Origin of the sequence: Kribbella antiqua, assembly GCF_004345665.1 — a bacterium.
Lineage (GTDB): Bacteria > Actinomycetota > Actinomycetes > Propionibacteriales > Kribbellaceae > Kribbella > Kribbella antiqua.
On record NZ_SLWR01000003.1, the window covers coordinates 1 to 19,045 of the forward strand.

Annotated in this window: 15 protein-coding genes; 5 read left to right on the forward strand and 10 right to left on the reverse strand. The window is 66.4% G+C overall.

The features are described from left to right. The first annotated feature begins 133 nt into the window (after nucleotides 1–133). The 3 genes from EV646_RS09440 to EV646_RS09450 all read left to right on the forward strand — a co-directional run bounded on the left by EV646_RS09440 (nucleotide 134) and on the right by EV646_RS09450 (nucleotide 4,121). On the forward strand, nucleotides 134–1,816 hold the full coding sequence (locus tag EV646_RS09440) for an MFS transporter (protein ID WP_158290923.1): 1,683 nt from the start codon (nucleotides 134–136) through the stop codon (nucleotides 1,814–1,816). A 149-nt stretch (nucleotides 1,817–1,965) separates the two neighbouring features. Next, nucleotides 1,966–2,625 (forward strand): DUF2652 domain-containing protein, encoded by a 660-nt coding sequence (locus tag EV646_RS09445; protein ID WP_199236909.1) that lies wholly within the window; start codon nucleotides 1,966–1,968, stop codon nucleotides 2,623–2,625. A gap of 329 nt (nucleotides 2,626–2,954) precedes the next feature. After that, nucleotides 2,955–4,121, forward strand: a complete 1,167-nt coding sequence (locus EV646_RS09450) for a PIG-L family deacetylase (protein WP_132146219.1) — start codon at nucleotides 2,955–2,957, stop codon at nucleotides 4,119–4,121. A 36-nt stretch (nucleotides 4,122–4,157) separates the two neighbouring features. On the opposite strand, the gene EV646_RS09455 is transcribed toward EV646_RS09450, so the two are convergent. Continuing rightward, nucleotides 4,158–5,132 (reverse strand): pyridoxal-phosphate dependent enzyme, encoded by a 975-nt coding sequence (locus tag EV646_RS09455; protein WP_132146222.1) that lies wholly within the window; start codon nucleotides 5,130–5,132, stop codon nucleotides 4,158–4,160. A 416-nt stretch (nucleotides 5,133–5,548) separates the two neighbouring features. Between EV646_RS09455 and EV646_RS09460 the strand changes: the two genes are divergently transcribed. Further along, the gene (locus EV646_RS09460) at nucleotides 5,549–6,052 is read left to right on the forward strand and encodes a Crp/Fnr family transcriptional regulator (RefSeq protein ID WP_158290925.1); all 504 of its coding nucleotides are present in this window, start codon (nucleotides 5,549–5,551) and stop codon (nucleotides 6,050–6,052) included. Nucleotides 6,053–6,264: 212 nt separating this feature from the next. Here the strand turns inward: EV646_RS09460 and EV646_RS09465 are convergent, their stop codons facing one another. The 8 genes from EV646_RS09465 to EV646_RS09500 form a co-directional block, all read right to left on the reverse strand. Beyond that, nucleotides 6,265–6,771, reverse strand: a complete 507-nt coding sequence (locus EV646_RS09465) for a DUF2716 domain-containing protein (protein ID WP_132146228.1) — start codon at nucleotides 6,769–6,771, stop codon at nucleotides 6,265–6,267. Between the two features lie 71 nt (nucleotides 6,772–6,842). Further along, nucleotides 6,843–7,121: a hypothetical protein gene (locus tag EV646_RS09470; protein ID WP_132146231.1), complete on the reverse strand. Its 279-nt coding sequence runs from the start codon at nucleotides 7,119–7,121 to the stop codon at nucleotides 6,843–6,845. A 209-nt stretch (nucleotides 7,122–7,330) separates the two neighbouring features. Next, nucleotides 7,331–8,479 carry a serine hydrolase domain-containing protein gene (locus tag EV646_RS09475; protein WP_241995812.1) on the reverse strand — a complete coding sequence of 383 codons (1,149 nt, stop codon included), beginning with the start codon at nucleotides 8,477–8,479 and terminating at the stop codon, nucleotides 7,331–7,333. Between the two features lie 249 nt (nucleotides 8,480–8,728). Next, complete coding sequence (locus EV646_RS09480; RefSeq protein ID WP_132146237.1) at nucleotides 8,729–9,091, reverse strand: hypothetical protein; 363 nt, start codon at nucleotides 9,089–9,091, stop codon at nucleotides 8,729–8,731. Between the two features lie 837 nt (nucleotides 9,092–9,928). After that, nucleotides 9,929–12,343, reverse strand: a complete 2,415-nt coding sequence (locus tag EV646_RS40570; protein WP_277875096.1) for a LuxR C-terminal-related transcriptional regulator — start codon at nucleotides 12,341–12,343, stop codon at nucleotides 9,929–9,931. 320 nt (nucleotides 12,344–12,663) lie between these two features. Then, nucleotides 12,664–12,903 carry an ATP-binding protein gene (locus EV646_RS09490; protein ID WP_158290927.1) on the reverse strand — a complete coding sequence of 80 codons (240 nt, stop codon included), beginning with the start codon at nucleotides 12,901–12,903 and terminating at the stop codon, nucleotides 12,664–12,666. Between the two features lie 584 nt (nucleotides 12,904–13,487). Then, nucleotides 13,488–14,240: a polyphosphate--glucose phosphotransferase gene (gene ppgK, locus EV646_RS09495; RefSeq protein ID WP_132146243.1), complete on the reverse strand. Its 753-nt coding sequence runs from the start codon at nucleotides 14,238–14,240 to the stop codon at nucleotides 13,488–13,490. Between the two features lie 574 nt (nucleotides 14,241–14,814). Then, entirely contained in the window at nucleotides 14,815–15,261 is a 447-nt protein-coding gene (locus EV646_RS09500) for a MarR family winged helix-turn-helix transcriptional regulator (protein WP_132146246.1), read from the reverse strand. A 75-nt stretch (nucleotides 15,262–15,336) separates the two neighbouring features. On the opposite strand from EV646_RS09500, the gene EV646_RS09505 reads away from it, so the two are divergent. Then, on the forward strand, nucleotides 15,337–15,861 hold the full coding sequence (locus tag EV646_RS09505; protein ID WP_132146249.1) for a hypothetical protein: 525 nt from the start codon (nucleotides 15,337–15,339) through the stop codon (nucleotides 15,859–15,861). Nucleotides 15,862–16,794: 933 nt separating this feature from the next. On the opposite strand, the gene EV646_RS09515 is transcribed toward EV646_RS09505, so the two are convergent. After that, nucleotides 16,795–17,574: an aminoglycoside phosphotransferase family protein gene (locus tag EV646_RS09515; protein ID WP_277875097.1), complete on the reverse strand. Its 780-nt coding sequence runs from the start codon at nucleotides 17,572–17,574 to the stop codon at nucleotides 16,795–16,797. Nucleotides 17,575–19,045 lie beyond the last annotated feature (1,471 nt).

Sequence of the window (19,045 nt, forward strand, 5' to 3'; positions counted from 1 at the left end):
CTCGATGCTCTGTGATCGGCAGGATGGCAAAGCGCGCTCATCGGCATGAGCGCGCATCGCGGCATGAGCGGAATGCGGCATGTGAGTGCGTTTGCGTCGCGCGATGCCAGGCACGGCGCTGTATCGTCGCCAGATGGCGGGCAAGGGACTCCGGGGCAGGCTGGGCAATGCCGCGGGCGCGTTCAGCAGCAACGCCCGAAACCCCAACCTACGGCGCGCCCAGCTCAGCTTCCTCGGAGCATGGACGGCGGAGTGGGCGTTCACCGTGGGGCTCGGGATCGTGGCTTACCGGGACGGTGGTGCGACAGCCGTCGGGCTGGTGGGGCTCCTTCGCATGGCCCCGTCCGCGATGCTGACCCCCCTGTTGTCGCCGCTGGCCGACAAGGGCCGCAGAGAGCGCGTACTGATCCTGGTCTCCGTGCTGCGTGGTGTCGTCACCGGTGCGGCTGCGGTCGTCGTGGGCGTGGGCGGACCGCCGCAGATCGTGTACGTGTTGGCGGCGTTGTCGACCATCGCTGCCACGCTCTACCGACCCGCGCACTCCGCATTGCTCCCGTCGCTCTGCCACACCGGATACGAGCTCGCCAGCGCCAATGTGGTCCGTGGGCTGCTGGACGCCGCCGCGACGTTGATGGGTCCGCTGCTGGCAGCGTTGCTGCTGCAGTTCACCGGCGTGACAGTCGTGTTCGCTGTGGCTGCGGGCGCCTCGTTGTGGGCTGCAGCCTTGCTGTTGCGGCTGAACTACGACGCACCTCCGCGGCCACCTGCCCCGAGAGAGGCCAACTGGATGTCGGCCGTCGAAGGCATTCGAGTCGTCAGCCTGAACCGCGACCTTGCACTCATCATGGGCCTTGCAGCGGCGCAGTCATTCACCCGAGGGGCGCTGACCGTACTCAACGTGGTGGTCGCCATCGAACTGCTGGAGACCGGCGAACCGGGCGTGGGCATCCTCACCGCTGCCATCGGGGCGGGTGCAGTCCTAGGTTCACTCGCCGCGTCGTTGCTGGTCGGCACTCGGCGCCTCGGCGCGTGGTTCGCCGTTGGGGTGGCCCTCTGGGGTATGCCGGTCACGCTGATCGGCGTCGTCCCACAACAGGTCGCGGCGTTGGGCCTGCTGGCCTTTGTCGGCGTCGGGAACTCGCTGATCGATCTCGGAGGTTTCACGCTCCTGGCCAGACTGGCCGCAGACGAAGTGCTGGCGCGGGTCTTCGGAGTGTTGGAGAGCGTGGTCGCCCTGTCCATCGGGGTCGGAGCGCTCGTCGCCTCGCTGGTGGTCGACGGGGCCGGCGTACGTTCTGCGCTCGTGACCGTCGGTCTGCTTTGTCCGGTCCTTGCCGTGGCGTCATGGCAGCGGCTGCGAGGAATGGACCGGTCCATCGGCGTGCGAGATGACGACATCGACATGTTGCACAGGGTGGCCATGTTGAACGTCCTGCCCTTGCCCGCCATCGAGCAGCTCGCTCGAGGCCTGGAACCGGTGGACGTGCCCGCTGGTCACGTCGTCTTCCGTCAGGGCGACGTCGGGGACCACTACTTCGTGATCGAGTCGGGCGAGGCCGAGGTGATCGGGGATGGACAGGTCGTCGCAACGCTCGGTCCGGGGCAGGGGTTCGGAGAGATCGCCCTGCTCCGGCGGATCCGCCGGACCGCCACCGTGCGAGCCACCAGCGAGCTCCGACTGAAGGCCCTGCGCTCCGACCGCTTCCTCCCAGTCGTGCTCGGCTACACGCCGAGCGCCCGCGAGGCGGGGGTGGTGGTTGATTCGATGCTCGACCACTTCACGCCCCGTGACGACCCTGAGCAACCGCCTGAATAGCCGGAGCTCAGGTTCCCGCGGGCCCGTCTAGGGCGTGGGTTCGGATGCATTCGACTCCACGTCGACAGTGCGGGGTCTTGGTAAGGTCTTGTATGACGTCTGGGCGTTCGCTTCTCCTTATCGCTGACATCGGCGGCTACACCGCGTACATGCGATCCCATCGAATGAGCCTCGCGCATGCCGAGGTCAACACCGCGCGGCTTCTGGAGAAGGTGATCGATGCCGTGCCCGACTTCGACCTGATCGAAATCGAAGGTGATGCGGCCTTTCTCGCTCATCAGGCCGACACGTTGGACAGTGACGCAACGGTCGCCCTGACTCTCCAGGCCGCCACGGCCATGCACCGGGCGTTCCACATCGAGCGGCACTATGTCGCGACCAACCTGTGCCCGTGCAACAGTTGCACCCAGGCGAACAACCTGAAGCTCAAGTTCGTCGCGCACATCGGCGAGGTCGCCACCCAGACCATCAGGCAGCGGCGCAAGCTCGTCGGAATCGACGTCATCCTCGTCCATCGGCTGCTCAAGAACCCTGTCAAGATCCCCGAGTACCTGCTCCTGTCCGAGGATCTCTACCACACCGGAAACACCCCGATGCCCGGTCCCGCGCACGAGGTGTCTCAGGACCTCGAAGGGATCGGCCCGGTTCGGGCGTACTTCGTGAACTTGGCGGACGTCACGGGTGCGCTCCCTCCCCTGCCGGAACCATCCTTGCTCGGACGCGTCGGGAGGACCTTGGCCATCGCCGGCTCCGGCCTGCCGCACATGCTGGGCCTACACCGCGGACGTCGTACCGCTTCCGCTTTCTGACGTCTGCCGAGTGAGTGGTCCGGCAGAACCAACGACGGCCGAGCACGCTGGGCGCGCGCGTATCTCGGCCTGGCCGGCTCGCTCCGGGGAGGCCGGGTCGACCTCGGCCTCCAACGCCGCGGCCAACATCCGCCGGCACCCTCAGCTAGGATCTCATCCAAATGCCGTCGAATTCGCCGCCTCGTCGGCCACTACCTCAACACCGGCGTCACCTTCCTCACCGGCGCGCCAACGCCGGTGCTCGCTCGTTTGCTCCGGCGAGGAAGTTACTGTGCGCCTCGACCAGGTAGCCGATCCGCAGGTTCAGGTCATACCTACGAGAAGATTCGATGGTAATCGTGGCGCACAACACCTCAGTGAACGCTTCCAGTCGGCAGCCTCCGCGTCTGTTGGGAATCTTCGCCCATCCCGATGACGAGACCCTCTGCACCGGCGGCACCTTCGCCAAGTACGCGAGTGCCGGCGCCGAGGTCCGCGTGATCTCGCTTACCAAGGGTGGAGCCGGCCAGATCAGGGACGCGAGCGCGGCGACCAGGGCGACCTTGAGAGCAGTTCGGGAGAAGGAACTTGATGCGGCAGGAAAGGAGCTCGGGCTGACTGAGACGAGATGTCTCGAGTATCCAGATGGCGGGCTCTCCGAAATCGACAGTCAGATCCTGGTCCAGCTCGCGTCCGAGCTGCTCAGCGAGATCGATCCCGATGTGGTGATCACGTTCGGGCCTGACGGATTCTCCGGTCATCCAGACCACATAGCAGTAGGAGCAGCGGTCACCGCGGCCTGCTACGAAATGCGATCCGCCACATCGATCCGACTCTTCCACTGCCACCCGCCGCGAAGCAGGATGCTACTGCGCGACCGCCTGGCTGAGTGGGTCGTCGAGCTGACAACCCGCTTCAAAGGCACCAAGGACTTCGTTCGCGCACTGTCGGTCTTCTCGAGCGAGACGACCGCGCTCGGATATGCGGGGGATTTCGTCAACGTCGAATGGTTTCCATCCGGCTCCTACATCATCGAACAGGGCGAGGCCGCGACGATGATGTACTTTCTTCTGTCCGGTCACGTGGAGATCCGGAGAGAGGGCGAGGACGGTCGTGTGCGAGTGGTCGACCGGTCGGGCCCGGGGGAGTTCATCGGAGAAGTTGGCATCGCCACGGGCCAGCCCCGCAACGCGCATGTGGTTGCCGTGGATGACGTCACAAGCCTGACCTTCTTGGCATCTGAACCCGTCCCCATCGACGGACGCGGGGAGCAGGCCCAGCTCCTCCGGACCAGATCGCTTCCCTCCGGGGATCAGATCGACGCCCGAGTGAGCACGTGCATCGACGTCTCGGACTTCGTCGGCCACAAGATCCGCGCCACGGCCGCACATCGCACTCAATATCCGATCGATCCGGGAATGTTCCCCGATCCGATCCTCCAAGAGATGTTCGGCGTTGAGTACTTCATCCAAGTCTTGCCGGAGCGGGAGCTCCACACTTCGCTCCTCGACGAGTAGGCCAGAGCACCCCACGACGTGGTGTCCGCGAGCGCGCTAAAGCTCCGCTGTCACGTCGTCGAACAAGGCAGTTGAGAAGTACCGCTCCATACGGTCTGGCAGAATTGTGCCCACGTGGTGCCCGGGGCCAAGGCGGGCGGCAAGCCGCCGCGCTGCGGCGATGTTGAGCCCGCTCGACGGGCCAATGCCCAGGCCGCGACGACCGAACTCGCGCGCTGTAGCCATTGCCTCCGGCTCCGGGACCAGCACCGGGTCCTCGAGTCCAACGGCGTCAGGGTCGATGAGCCGGCTCATGCCCTCGACGATGCCCGGTATCCCACCGACGACCTCTGGGTCGCCGTCCGCAGTGAACGTCGCAGTCGGCATCGCTCGAGCGATGATCGTGTCGTAGCCGTGATCCCGCAATGCGTGCGCCACGCCCATCAACGTGCCGCCAGTGCCTACACCGGCGACAAAGCCGTCAAGCCGGACGCCGACCTGTTGGATGAGCTCGGGTCCGGTCGTGTGCTGATGCGCGAAGACGTTGCGCGGATTCTCGAACTGCCGGGCGGCATATAGGTCCGCCTCTGTGCCTGAGTCGTGGAGCAATGCAGCGACCGCTCCATCCATGCCCTGCCCAGCAGGGGTGAGAACCACGTCGCCACCGAGCCGGCGGATCATCAAGACCCGCTCTCCGCTGACTGTTTTGGGCATGTACGCCCGGAACGGCACACCGACGGTGGCGCAGACCATGCTCAACGCGATCGAGGTCGACCCGCTCGACGCCTCAACCACGATGGTGGAGGGAGACACTTCGCCCGATGCGATCGCATACGCGACGATGTTCGTCGCCATCCGATCCTTGGTGCATCCGCTTGGCAGCAGGTAGTCGAGCTTCAACCAGAGAGTGCATCCGCTCCGCACATCCTCGAACGGGATGGTTGGAGTTTCGAGTGGGAGCCGCAACAGCCATGACGCACGCTCGATGAACCTCGATCGACCCCGACCCATCACCGCCTCCTGTCGACCCATGATCCCAACCCTGATCCTTCACGGGACTGAGGCCACTCGTGGGTGAGCATCCGCGGACGCTCACCCTCCTGGCAGGGATTCTGACGTTCTCGACGCGACGGATTCTCGAGCCAGGAGGAACTCGCGACTTGAACGGTAACAGCACGGTCCGAGTGCAGGTGGGACGCGGTGGCGACCAGGTCGTGGCGCGCCTCAGGCTGCACACCCCACCGAACACTCGGAATGGCCGCTCCGGCGATCCATACGAATCCGAAATCACCCTCAACCGTCGCCCAAGAGCACGCGAAGGCGGCCAGTAGACGCAACGTCCAACGTCCATCTCATGAAGGATCAGGGCTAAGGTGGTGCCGAGCGACCCTGCCCTCGCGTCCCAGGATCGTTCTCGCCGATCCCATCGACACTCACGGAGAACGCGCTTGAATGCGGAGCGACCAGCAGCGATTCGAGACCTGTGCCCGTTTCGCCTCGTCGTTGACGAGGACATGGACCAGCTCATCCAAGAGACCACGATGAGCGACGCGGCAGCCGGCTCGACGCTCTTTGAAGAAGGCGACCCAGCAGACGGCGTCGCCGCCATTCTCGAAGGAAGTGTCGAGGTCCTCAAACACGGCCGGATCCTCGCGACGCTCGGCCCCGGGTCGGTTCTCGGCGAGCTCTCGGTGTTCGTGCCATCCGCCTCGCGCACTGCTACAGCCCGGGCGAGCTCTGCGGTGCGAATGATCAAGTGGCGTGCGGACGATGTCCGAGGCCGCCTGGACCGCCACGAACGCCTCGCAACGGCAATCGTGGCCGATATGGCGTTCGTGCTCGCGGATCGGCTCGACCGACGCACGCAGGATGTCGTCTCGCTGCTCAAAGCCGCCGGGACCCGCCTACCGGTGTCAGAGCTGGAGCGTTTTCGCAGCCGTTCCGTGGAGTAACCTGCCGCCAGCCCTCAGTGATCGAGTGCACGCTCGATGGCGCCCCGGCAGCCGACCTCCGCTTGCCGCACCGCCCCGTCGGACAAGCAGGAAAGTGCCTGCCTCACTCCTACCGGCGGCGATGAAATGATCCTGCAGCAACTGCCAATCAGCTGCAAGCTACCGCATCCGCACATCGGCATGACCGCGCGATCGGCGGCAGATCCGTGCGTTTACCGGCTCTGCGCGTGGCGCGGTAGCCAGGTCAACAGTTCCGCCCCGAGGGTGCGCACCAGCTCTTCGCCCCAGACGGTCAGCGACTGCTGCCACGGGTGTGCGAACGTGCCCCACCGCAGGTCCGAGGTGGTGTGGACGTAGTAGTCGCCGTTCGGGAACAGCGGGACGGGCCATCCGACGTCCGCGAGAGCGTGCTTGGTCGGCGAGTAGCGGTATGCGGTGTGCTGCCAGTCCAGCGCGGTCAACTCTTCCTCGTCGGTGAGCCAAACAAAGTTCCGGAGGGCAGCCGCGGTGATCGCCGCTTCGGCGGCCGCGAACGGAGCGCCCTCGTGTGCAAAGACAGGGGCGAGGTCGATCACTACACAGATGTCAGGCAGCCGGATGGCAGGCACATCACGCTCGTAGTAGTCAGGCTTGAAGTCGAAGCGAGCGTCGAACGCCGCCCACGCTTCGGCGTATTCAATCGGCCGCCACACTCCTTCGGCCCGGAATGCTTCGCTCATAGGCAGAGGCTAGTTTGGTGCGACCCCAGACGCCTAAGCTCTCCTATCGGCGGCAGATGAGGGCGGTCCTGTTAGTCGACCGGTCGAGTCGCGAGGGTGTCCGAGCCACACCAGTCGTCGCGGTCGAAGTTCTCCGGGTTCTCGAGGACATGCCTCGACCGGCGGGCCCAGGTGGTGAGCCAGGGCTCGGTCGAACGCTCCGCTTCGCCGATCGCCGCCGCGATCCGTGGGTCAGTGTGGTCCGTATGGCCGACCGTGCAGTAGAGGCTGCCTAGTAGCCATCGTCGTGCAGGGCAGGCCGGATCTTCGACGAGCCGAACGAGTAGCTCTAGGTGCTCCGGTTCGGCCATGAAGATGTCCCAGTCCTGCTCAGGGAAGCGGGCGCCGCTGTACGCTCAGGCTCGGATCTCATCTCCGGTGGGCTCATATACGTTCCGAATCGGCGGGCCGTCGTACATGTACACGGGTCCACCATGGCACGTCGGTGATGACGTGGAGCGCGCGGTCGGCGGCAGATGCGGACGTTCGTCCGCGTCCTCTGGTAGGGGCTTCAGGACGCTTAGCGCAGGGCCGCGAAGAGGTTCTGCATGATGGCCGCGGTGTCGCGGTCTGGGTCTGGGATGAGGATGGCGGCCGCGAGGTGTCGGAATGGGATGACGGCCAGCATGGTGCTGTAGGCCGGGGATCTTCCGGTGTGTCCGACGGTGGTCTCGGTCCCGACTGTGTAGAACAGCATCGTGCCCAGGCCGTACCCCATCCCGGGGAAGACGGTGCCGGGAGTGTCTTGGGTCATCATCGCGTGCACAGTCTCGGCTGGCAGCAGGCGTGCCCCGTACAGTTGGTAGCCCCAGCGCGCCAGGGTGGACGCGTCGGCGGCCATGCCTCCGGCGGCGCCGCCGACGGTGGCCAGCGCCCGGCACGGCACGTAGCCGTCAGGTCTTAGGCGCAGGCGGCCGGGTGGCGCGCCCAGTGGTGGCGTGGGTCGTTCGGCGTCTTGCACCGCGACGCGGTCAAGACCCGCCGGGTCGAGCAGGTCGGCGCGCAGCGCCTCGGCCAACGATCGACCGGTGACCTTCTCGACCAGAAGGCCCAGCAGCCAGTAGTTGGCGTCGCTGTAGGCGGGGCCACCACCGGGTGCCAACGGCGTTGCCCTCTGATACACCAGGGCGTCTTGCGGCGTCCAGTGCCGACCGGGATCGGCCATCACGGCGGCGAGCATGGCCCGGGTGTCAGGCTCGTGGTAGCGGATGCCGCTTTGCATGCCGAGCGCCTGGCGGACGGTGGCGCCGTTGCCGGTCAACCGGTGCTGGACGTACCTGGACATCGGCGCGTGCAGGTCGACCCGCCCGGCGGCGGCCAGGTGCAGCACCTCGGCCGCGGTGAAGGTCTTGGAGATACTGGCGATCCCCATCATCGCCTCCGGCACCAGGGCCCGCCCGTCGCCGCCTTTGCCGGCGGCGCCCATCCAGGAACCCTGATCGGTCAATACCGCTGCGGTCACCCCGGGGGCTCCGATGCCGGCGTAGAAGGCGTGGTCGCGGACGGCCCGGTCCAAAACGGCCTGCAGCGCGGCCTGCCGGTTCGGGAGAAGAGGGCCGGTGCCCGGCTCGGGAAACCGCGACGCGACCCCCGGCGGTTCGGTGGCCCCCGGCGTGGACGGAGGTGCCACGCCCTTACCAGCCGCGGTGCAGCCGGCCACGAGCACCATCAATGCCACGGCTGTCCAGCGCAAACCAATGCCGCAATGGGCCATCGTGGGTCACCCCCGCACGTCGAGGCGGACAGCAACGAGCCCCGCCTACCGACATAGTCCTCCCCCATTAAATGCCCGAGGACCTGACCCACCGGGTTGCGCTGATGGTGCTGCCCGCCAGCACACTGCAGGGCCGTGAGGCGGAGACAATGGTGCGCGCACATCGGCATGTCAGTGAGCTCGGATCGCGGCAGATCCGAGCACCTATGCCGGGCCGCCTATCAACTCGTAGGCGCGCAGGGTGGGTAGCCGCAGGTGCCAGGCGGCGTAGGACCGGTTGACGCCGTCGATCAGATTCCAACCGAGAGGCGTGCGAAAGACGACGATCGGCGGGAACTCGTGGCCCGCACTCATGGCATCGATCACTGGTTGTGAAGTCCACGTCCAGGTCGCCATGAAGCGGGTCTCACCGATGGCCGCGACCGGGATTTCAAGGAGCCGGAATGTCGTGTCCGCGGGTTCGAGGCCGAGGTGTCGGAGCCCGTGTTCGAGATCAGGATCACCGGACAACTCGATGTCTCGGTACGCGAGGGGACCCTGGTCGATCACTGTCGCTTCGTGCGCCACGGCTCAGGCTATCCCGGCACATTGGCCGAGCCTGCCGTCGCCCTCGCATCGGCATGTGCGTGCGTTGGCCGGCGCGCCAGGAGGTCGCCCAGGCTTCTAGCCTGTCGCGCATCAGTTGGCGGACATGTGTCGCAGATCTGCTCGCGGATCACAGGCAGGTGCGGCAAGGCATGGACGACCTGCTACCGGTGGAGCGTCAGCTATTCACGTGGCGCTGCTGCCGTCCTGGGTTGCAGCGGTTGCAGGGCCTGCGGGCTACCTCTGACGCGCCTAGCCAGCGGCCGAAGTTGGCCGAACTGACCCGCCATTTTGCTGGACCCGCACGCGATCCAGGCGAAGCGGTGTGCCGGATGCTGCAGCCTCGACGACGGCAGCAACAGCCGTGGCCACCAGACCAGGTACCTCCTCGTGCAGGCGGTGTCCGGCTTCATGCGCCACAACCAGTTCGCCACTCCACCGGCGCGCGTACTGCAGTTGCGCCAGCTGCCATCTCTGGTCTACCTCAGACAGCGAGAGGGGACGGTAGAGCTCTGGCCGCTTGGCTTGGAACCACCGCCAAACTGCGCTTCCAACAACCACCGTTGGGGGACGAACAGACGGCTCCGTGGCGGCGTACTCCGCAGCGCTCGCCGCGACATCCCACTTCCAGCCGCGGCCAGCACGGGCAGGAACAGCGTCGTCTAGGACGGGCAGTGGTGGACTGGTGTCGAGGTTGGTCATCATTGGAATCCACTCCTTTGTTGTCGGACATGGCACTGACTGTCCGCTGTAAGGAGCGGGGCGGGCATCGGTACTTGGACTCAGATTTTGGGCCGAAGTCCTTAGGACGCGGCCCAGTTAGCTCGGTTGGCCGGGTGGGTAGCCGAGCCTGCCGGCAAGTGTGGCGACTTCGCGTCCGGACGTGGTACCGGTCTTGCGGAGCACGTTGGACACGTGCACGCTGACGGTCTTCTTGCTGATAAACAACGCGGCTGCGATCTCGGCGTAGGTCCGGCCGGCTACCAGATGGGAGAGGATTTCCTGCTCGCGCTTGGTCAGGGCCTGGAAGGCGCTGGGGACCTTGTCGATGGCCGGCAACTCGGGTTCGCCAAGGGAGATCCTGGCCAGCGCGGCCAAGGTTTCGATCTCGCGACGCAGTGGGCTGGCACCCATCTCGCCGGCCAGACCGTACGCCGATCGCAGCGGGGCTGCGATGACCGCGCGGCTTGCGCCCTCGGACAGGAGGGCCCGGGCCCATTGGTGGGAGGCGACAGACTCTTCCCATTGCAGCCCGGCAGCCGCGCATCGCTGCACCGCTTCCTCCCAGAGAGCGGAGGTTGGTGACTGGGCCAGGCAGCGTGCGGTCTCGGCCGCGTAGACCGCTTCGAGCGCTGGCAGGATCAGGTCCTCGGCGGCGAGTGGCTCGAACGGTGGGGGTTGCAGCCCGTGGCGAATCTCGACGATCCTATCGAGCAGCTCTCCGGCGTGTGTGATGCGCGCGTGATCTCGTCTGTCACGGGCCTCCTCGGCCATCTCGGCAGCCGATCGTGCGCCCCACATCAGCATCTCGTCGATGATCCGGGGGTCAACGCCCTGGACGACCATCGTCCGCGCGAGCAACTCCAGGGCACGATCCGGCTCACGATTGGCGACCAGGTACTCGGCCAAAACCGGCGGTGCAGTCAGTTCAGGTCGATCTTCAAGATCGGGTATCAGCTCCTTGGCCCGCTGTAGATGCAGGCGGGCTCGGCTAAGGTGTCCGCAGCGCACCGCCAGCAAGGCCGCAGCGAGTCGGACGTGAGTGCTGTTGTGCGGCACCCTAGCGAGGGTCAGGCCTTCACGGACCGCACGGTCGGCGTCCGACTGTCGTCCGACCATGAGGAGATTTCGAGCCACGATGGCGGCGTGGAAGGACGCCAGGTTCGACTCGCCGCGGTCCAGGCACTGCCGAAGGGCGGCCTCCTCGATCTCAATTGCCTCGGCGAGGCGGCCTCGAAGCAGCAGGTAGCCCCCTCTGATATTCCGGGCGTCCGTGACCTCGTTTGAGTCGCCGGTCAGCTTGGCGTGGCGCACACCTTCGGCGGAGTCGTGGTCGGCGCGCTCGTCCCGGATGTATGCGTCGGCCAGGGCGATGTAGGCCTTTGATAACGCTTCGTGGGATCCTGATCGACGGGCCGCCTGAAGGGATTCCTCGGCATAACGCTGCGCTGCTTCAATCGAGTCGGTCCAAAAGTGGCACTCGCTGAGGTCGGCCAATGCGGCGGCGTACTCGGGGCTGTCCGGGTATGGCTCGCACAGTTTGACGGCGCGCTCGGACGCGTCGAACGGTTCGCCGCTGCGTCGGCCAGTCATCCACTCATAGCCTGCGATCTTTCGCACGATTCGGCTTGCCCGAAGCGGGTCTCGGCCCTCGTCGACGAGCTGAGACGAGCGGGTCCAGGCTGCGAGGGTCTCCTCGCCACCTCCGACCAGGCTCGACACGAAGGCCCAGCGCTCGAGAAGATCGAGCTCAGCATCCACCGCTTGTGTGCCTGCATTGTGCACGGTCGGCCACAGGCCCGCTGCGCGGCGGAGGTGGACCGCCTCTTCGGGCAGGGCCCTGAGTTGCTTTGCGAGGTCCGCCGCGCGCAGCGAGGCCTCCAGGCTCGCTGCCGGATTGTCGGCACCCTCGTAGTGACGGGCTAGGTCACCCAGTCGCTGGAGTCCATCGATACCACTACCGGCCCGGGCCTCCAGCGTCTTGGCCCAGGCCGCGTGGATCGGCACCGCCTCACCCGGTACGAACGTCGCGTTCAGGACCTCGGCAAGCAGCGGATGCCGGAACCAGCACATCGCACCGCCGTGTGCCACGCAGATCCCGCCCTGCGTTGCTTCGACCAGGGCGCCCGTCACCGCCTCGGCTCCGATGCCACGCGACGCGGCTACCTCGATCAAGTCCGCGGACGTGACTGGTCGCCCGGCGACGGCCAGCAGCCGCATCACCTCCCGCGCGGTCGCGGGCAACCGCTGCCAGGCAGCCAGCAGCGCACCGGTCAGCTCAGCAGGCAAGCCGGTCGGCAGATCCTCATCGGCGACCGTGAGCCCCCGCGCCAGCAACTCGCTGAAATACGGGTTACCGGCCGAGCGCCGGACCACCTCAGACACCAGGTGCGGATCGGGCCTACCGCCCAACAGCATCGACAGTTGCTGCTCGGTCTCGTCGCGACTCATCCTGTCCAAGTGCAGCGACGACACCGAAGGCAGCCGCATCAGATCGGCCAGCCAGGCGTGCATCGGGTCGCCAGGTGCGAGTTCCTCGTCCCGGTACGTCGCCACGACCGCGAATCGCTGAGAACGGAACCCGGCCACAAGATAGGTGATCGCGTCCCGCGAAGCCAGGTCGGCCCACTGCACGTCGTCCACGACCAGGACCGTCGGGCGCACCGCGACGAGTGCCTGAATCAGCCCATCGACGACCGGCAGCAGGCGGACCATGCTGCGCGTGGGCTGCCCGCTCAGTGCAGGCAAGAGCTCGTTCGCCGCAGGCACCGCATCCAGGACAGTCGACCGGTCGGCGCTCTCGGCTGACTCCAGCCAGCCCTCCACCGCGCCGATCAGCGCGACGTAGGGCGTGTCCACCGCACGCAGCGTCCCCACAGGATCGCCGCGCCGTTCGCCGCCGCCTGGTCGCACACCGCACGCACCAAGCGCGTCTTGCCCACACCGGCCTCACCATGCACGAACACCGCACATGGCTGCTCTCCGGCCGCAGCGCTGATCGCCGCCGCGAGGACTTTCCCCTCCTCGACACGGCCCGCGATGCCCGACAGCTGCGCTCCTGGCCCCCCACCCACACCAGCAGTCTCCGCCCAAACAACCCAGATGTCTCCACAAATCCGTCAGTAACGTTGCGGTCAGTCGCCCCCGGGCGCGGGCGTGCGGAGTTGCAAGTTGCGCCAGGTCGGAGGCCATCCCATCTGCACGCTTCGAAGGCCGCAGTCGATCAGCCGGCAACCGTGAGTGATCATGGGTCCGCGAGCGCCATAGCCGTGGCGCCCGGCGGCCGTTCCGTTGTCTCAAGCCTGTCGCGCCAGTTGCGTACGGCTGCCGATCGGTCGCCGCGTAGTCGACTGACAGTTCCGCGGCGGGTGACGCCTGGGGCGCTCACACCGTGGCAAGTTTGGGTGCCCTGTGGGCCGTGCTGCGTGGCATCACTCGTGGCACGAATTGGCGGACACGCATGGGGAATCTCGCGCCCGCTGAGAGCGGCGATGTTGATCAAACCACTGGTAGAGAGCGGATGTGACGCCGACGGTCCTCCTCGTAATGAGAAGGTCGTCGGTTCGATTCCGACGGGCGGCTCCACTCTGACCAGCGGAAACACTGGTCAGACACCAACCCAAGCCCGACTCGCGCCGAGCTCGGGTTGTAGCCCGGCCTAGTCGGTCGACTTCTCATGCGCGGCCATCGCCGCGCCGACGATGCCGGCGTTGTTGAGCAGCTGAGCCGGCTTCACCGGGGTGGAGATCTCGAGCAGCGGCACCCACTTGTCGGCGTGCTTGCTGACCCCGCCGCCGACCACGAACAGGTCGGGGGTGAACAGGTTCTCCACGTGCCGAAGGTATCGCTGCACCCGCTTGGCCCACTGTTTGTACGACAGGCCCTCGTTGTCCTTCGCCGCCGAGGAAGCCTTCTTTTCCGCGTCGTACCCGTCCAGCTCGAGGTGACCGAGTTCGGTGTTGGGCACGAGCTGGCCGTCGAGCAGCAGCGCGCTGCCGATACCGGTGCCGAAGGTAAGCAGGATGACCACGCCGTCGACGCCCTTGGCCGCGCCGAACCGGGCCTCGGCGATGCCGGCCGCGTCGGCGTCGTTGAGCACGGTCACGTCGCAGTGGGTGATGTCGGTGAAGATCTTGTCGACGTCGGTCCCGATCCAGCTCTTGTCGACGTTCGCCGCGCTCTTGGCCACGCCGTTCTTGATGACGGCCGGGAACGTGGCACCCAGCTCACCGGTCCACTCGGCCTCCTTGAGGAGCCGGGCCACGACCTTGGCGACGCGCTCCGGGGTGGACGGGTTGGGCGTCAGGTACTTCACCCGCTCCGTGGTCAGGTCGCCCTTCTCCAGGTCGACGATGGCGCCCTTGATCCCGCTGCCACCGATGTCGACCCCGAATGCGGTCGACGTACTCATCCTGGTCACCTGATCTCCCCTCGCCGCCTGCAACCTACTGTCTAGACCGTTGTCCAAGGGGACGGCTCTGACCACACGCAGTTGCTCGCTCTCACGGAGCGGCTCGCCTGCGGTGCCAGTGCCCTGACCGTACGGCCGCGGGCCGACGGCGCGCCGCTCGGTCGACTCGATTGCAGTTGCTCTCGGTGCACACTGACACCGGCGGCTCCTTTCGCCTGCACTACGCAGTGACCGAAACCTGACCTCTCCTGCGACAGCTTAACTAGTGCAGAGAATCCGGGCACCGATCTTCGGATCCTTCGCCCAGAACGGTAAAGCCTGTTGACCGGACTACGCGATGTCACGACGCATTGTTCCCGCTCGTAGCGTGTTGTTCGGGATCGGCCGTTGGTTCGGCCACCGGATGGCTCTCGGCGGCTGTGCCGATGTGGATGCCGCTGTCCGGAGCGGCCGACGAGATGAGCGATGAGTTCGCTGGCCGTCCACCAGCGCACGCCGATGGCGACCGCAGCGAGCAGCAGGCAGGCCGCCGCGACGATGGTGAGCAGGCAGCCTGGCCGCCGGACCCGTCCGGTCACGCTCGGCCCGGCCGCCGGGAGCTGGCCGGCAGCAGTTGTTCGGCGAGCTGCGCCAGTGCGGTCTCGATGGCGCGCAGCTGTTCTGGCGCGGCGTCCGGGAGGGCCTGGGCGAGTGCGGCGGTGATGGATCGGCTGCCGCGCTGACCGAACGCCGTGGCCGCTTTGGGTCGAACGGTGACCACTGTGCGCCGCCGGTCGCCGGGATCCGGCGCAGCGGTGAAGATTCCGCGATCCTTCAAGCGGGCGACGGTAATGGAGACCAGGCTCTGCGCCAGCCCGGTCCGCTCGGCGATGTCGCCGATGCAGCTGTCCGGGTGCGCAGCGACGTCCTCGACGATCGCCACGGTGCTCGCCGCCTGCGGTCGCTCGCCGGGGTCGGCGGTGGCCGCCGCAGCGATCTGCCGCAGCACCGAGGCCAGCTTGTGCAGCTCTCCAGCATTCATATCACCTATGATACATCTATAGTGATCAGTCGGCGGGCACCCCTGCCCGGACAGCAAGGACCAGAGGAGCTCCCCATGCGACAAGCCCTGCTCACCAGCGCCGCGATCCTGGGCTACGTTCTGTTCACCAACTACGGCCGCCGGCGCTTCACCTGGCACAAATGGGTGCCCCTGCTGGTCGCAATCCCCGCCATCGCCGTGGTCTACTTGCGCACCGCCCCGGCCACCGGCGCGGACCTGCTCATCTACGCCGCCGCAGCGGTCCTCGGCGCTGGCTTCGGACTAGCCGCCACCGCGACCACCGCTCTGGACCGCGACCGGGCCACCGGCCGGCTCTTCACCTGCTGCGGCCCGGCGTTCGCCGCCACCTGGGTCATCGTCCTGGGCAGCCGCGTAGCCCTCGTCTGGGCCCTGCAAGACGATCCGGGCTTCCGGCGCGCCGCTGGATCCTTCATGGCCGCCCACGCCATCACCACCAGCGCCATCGCCCCCACCTTCGTCCTGCTCGCCATCGCGATGTTCGCCGTCCGCACCGTTGCCATACTCTTCCGAGCCCGGCAGTCACGGCCACGGGCAGCGGCGTTCGCCGTCACTCCCTGACCAAGCTCAAGGGAACAGGGTTCAAGGCAAGCACGTCTCGCCGCCCCACGGCCAACGCGGCGAGCGGCGCGCGTCTGCGCTATTCCTAGGGGTGTGATCCGTGTCCGGCCGATCCGTGGCCGCAGTTGGGCGAGCCTGTTGGCAACGACAGCACCCGCTCGGATCAGGGTTCGACGTCAACCCAGCCTTTGGAGAGCGCTAGCTGTCCGGATCGGTGGGCGGTGCGCTGACCCATGACCCAGTGCTCAAGGTCGTCGACAGATTGAGCGATGGATCGTCCCGTGGTGTCGAGTAAGTAGGTGTCCCACCGGCGATCCTCCTTGGTCCATGCTGACCATCGATCCCAGGCCATCTCCGCCCAGCTACCGTCAATGATCACGTCAGGCCGGTAGCGGGGGTCTTCAGCGTGCCCACGGTGCCAGGCACCCCAACCGACGAACGAGTCGAGGACTGCGGGTGGCCAGCGACCGTCGTCTCGTCGATCGAGGCGTCGCCGTCGCTCCTCGTCGGCGACGTGCACTAGGCACACCGCGATGCCATCGAGCTGAGGCGCTGAGGGCGAGGCCAAGATCTCACCGAGCGGGGACTGCCCGGTCAAGACAACGTCCAGCCCACGGTCTTGATACTCCAAGGCTTGGTGGATCCACTGTTCTGTCGTCCGATTTCGCCACTGCGTGTCCGCATCCTCTGGTACGCCGATCTCGTCGTGATCATGGATAACCACGCCCGGCACCCGGTCGCCCAACGCGCGGGCCAGCGTCGTCTTACCCGAGCAACTCGAACCAGTCAGTATCAGCAGCATCCGACCAACCCTGGCAGCCGAAGGCAGTCCGAGCCACTGATTTGGTCATCGCGGTTTACATCCACGGGCGACTGCTCATTACGAGTCGTCCGCGGTGAGTGCGGCCTGACGGCAACTCCAGCGAGTCGGTATCACAGCAGTGTGGACGCAGCGCGGCTGTATGCGTCGTGCGTCGGCCTGTCTCCGATGGACAGGTGCCAGGATGCCGCTTGGGTTGCTAGAGCGAACAGCCATGCCCTCGTGCGTTGGCGTTCGAGCCCGAGCCGGTCGGCCAGTGCGTCAACGCGTGTGGTCGTGGCGGGGTTGTGCATGTCGTGCTGGAGGAACATCGCGACGTCGAACGACGGGTCGCCGGCCATCGACGAGGGGTCGATGGCCAGCCAGCCTCGTCCCGACAGAAGGACATTGCGGCGATGGAAGTCGCCGTGGAGCAGGACAGTACGAGCCGACGATGCAAGCAGCGAGGTGAACAGCTGGGCTGCTTCGCGGAACGGCCCTGGATCAACAACGTCACCAAACTGGTCGGCACGAGCTTCCATGACTCGCGCGCGCTGCACGGCGGCCGCGGTGAGGGGCTCAAGACCCGAAGCCGGAGGAGTGACCGCCCACAGTTGCGATAGGAGCTCGACGGCGACGTCATCGGCCTCGTCCGGCGCCAGATCCGCTGCGTCGATACCCGGGACGCAGCACTCCATCAAGGTGGCCCGGATCGCTGGGTTGTGGGCGAAAAGCCGCACCGCGCCTCGCCCTGACCATGCCTGCAGGGCAGGGATGTGATCGTGGTGGACCGGCAGCGGAACCGTAATTTGGAGTACCGCCAGGTCCCCGCTACTCCGCTTCACCGGCGCCGTCCAGCTCGAATCGCCACCCGGCTCGAACGCGGGCAGTAACGTGAGATCCCACTGGGTCACACAGCTTGCGATCAGGTCCGGCAGTTCCTGCAGCCACGCTGAGCCGGCGGAGTGCTACGAGCGGATCCGGTCCGCCAGGGACGCCGGGACGATGGCCTCGATGTCGCCAAGCCTGCCGTCGTTCACGTCGACGCCTTTCGCAAGGTCTGTGGACTGCGCAGCGGAACGAACACCCTACAAACCAAGATGTGAGCGGCGCCAGCGTATTAGGACTGAGCGATCGCGTGCTTCCCCGTCATCCGTGCATGCCAATTTCGGGGAAGTCGGAGCCGAGTCTCGGCCAGTCCACGGCCGGCCAAACCTCTGGGGAATGCTGGCTATTCAGTGTCCTGGCAGGCGACAAGATAGTCGGCCCAGCGGTCTTGTGCGTAGCGGGCCCAGCCGTAGGCGGTCCTGGGTGAGATTCCGAACAGGTCGCTGATCACGACGGGCGGGAGCTCGGTCGCTGCGTCGAGCATGGCGGTGTTGCGTGCGCTGATGGCTGCAAGGCCGTGGCGCTCCAAGAGGATCTGGAGTCTGCCCTGGCTCAGCGGCCGGGTGGGCGGCCGTCGTGGCAGTAGGAAGCCTGCTGCTGTGTCGTTCGGCGGTCGGAGCGTGGGGATCGATGCCGTCTGGGCGATTGTTCCTCGATGAGGTGTGCGAGCTTAGGCGGCAGCAGGACGGGATTGCGTTCGATGGTGAGGTACGAGCTTCCTCCGTCGCGGTGGAAGCGGTCGGTGGTCAGCTCGACGAGGCGGGAGATGGGAATGGCGTAGAGCCCGATCAGTGCGCCAGTGATCCGTACTTCGAGTGGAAGTTCTTGATCGTTGAGGCATCGTTTCAGCTGGTCGTAGTGCTCCTGGTCACCGAGGAACCGGGACGGTAAACCGGGCCGTCTGGTGGGGATGGTGAGCTGGCCGGTCAGGCGCCGAGTGACCGTCCAGCGGATGAAGGAGCCGATCGAGCGGGGCAGCGTGGGGTGGGTGGTCAGCCAGAGATCGAGGTCTTCTTGGTTGACGGCGGTCAGGTCGAGCTGTTGGCGTCGAGCCAGGTCAGGAACTTGATGGCGGCACGGATGTCGGCGCGGTCATGCGTGGGTCCGAGTGGTGCAGCGGACGTGGGAGTTGTAGCGGCGGCGTGGAGCCATTCGTGGAGCGAACTGCTCGATACGGATGAGAAATACGGGCACCGGAGATAGGTTCCTTGCAACGAATCACGCCTGAGGGCGGCAGATGTGACGGTGACCTTCCTCCTCGTAATGAGAAGGTCGTCGGTTCGATTCCGACAGGCGGCCAAACCCCCGGTCAGAGGCCACTCTGAGCCCGGGGTTTTCGCTCATAGCCCGTCCCCTCTACGCGGGCACCGACCCGGTCACCAAAGAGATCGCATGTACCAGCGCGAGACCGTGCCGGCTGGTCCGAACGCGGAGGCCGAGGCGAAGAGGCCACCGGCCTGGTCGATCGACGCGCCGCTTCCAACGACCGTCGACGTG

Excerpts from the sequence above, each read along its gene's own strand:
- EV646_RS09440 (WP_158290923.1), top strand. The coding sequence starts at position 134 with ATGGCGGGCAAGGGACTCCGGGGCAGGCTGGGCAATGCCGCGGGCGCG.
- EV646_RS09445 (WP_199236909.1), top strand. The coding sequence starts at position 1,966 with ATGCGATCCCATCGAATGAGCCTCGCGCATGCCGAGGTCAACACCGCG.
- EV646_RS09450 (WP_132146219.1), top strand. The coding sequence starts at position 2,955 with ATGGTAATCGTGGCGCACAACACCTCAGTGAACGCTTCCAGTCGGCAG.
- EV646_RS09455 (WP_132146222.1), bottom strand. The coding sequence starts at position 5,132 with ATGGGTCGACAGGAGGCGGTGATGGGTCGGGGTCGATCGAGGTTCATC.
- EV646_RS09465 (WP_132146228.1), bottom strand. The coding sequence starts at position 6,771 with ATGAGCGAAGCATTCCGGGCCGAAGGAGTGTGGCGGCCGATTGAATAC.
- EV646_RS09470 (WP_132146231.1), bottom strand. The coding sequence starts at position 7,121 with ATGGCCGAACCGGAGCACCTAGAGCTACTCGTTCGGCTCGTCGAAGAT.
- EV646_RS09475 (WP_241995812.1), bottom strand. The coding sequence starts at position 8,479 with ATGGTGCTCGTGGCCGGCTGCACCGCGGCTGGTAAGGGCGTGGCACCT.
- EV646_RS40570 (WP_277875096.1), bottom strand. The coding sequence starts at position 12,343 with ATGCACGCCTGGCTGGCCGATCTGATGCGGCTGCCTTCGGTGTCGTCG.
- ppgK (WP_132146243.1), bottom strand. The coding sequence starts at position 14,240 with ATGAGTACGTCGACCGCATTCGGGGTCGACATCGGTGGCAGCGGGATC.
- EV646_RS09500 (WP_132146246.1), bottom strand. The coding sequence starts at position 15,261 with ATGAATGCTGGAGAGCTGCACAAGCTGGCCTCGGTGCTGCGGCAGATC.
- EV646_RS09505 (WP_132146249.1), top strand. The coding sequence starts at position 15,337 with ATGCGACAAGCCCTGCTCACCAGCGCCGCGATCCTGGGCTACGTTCTG.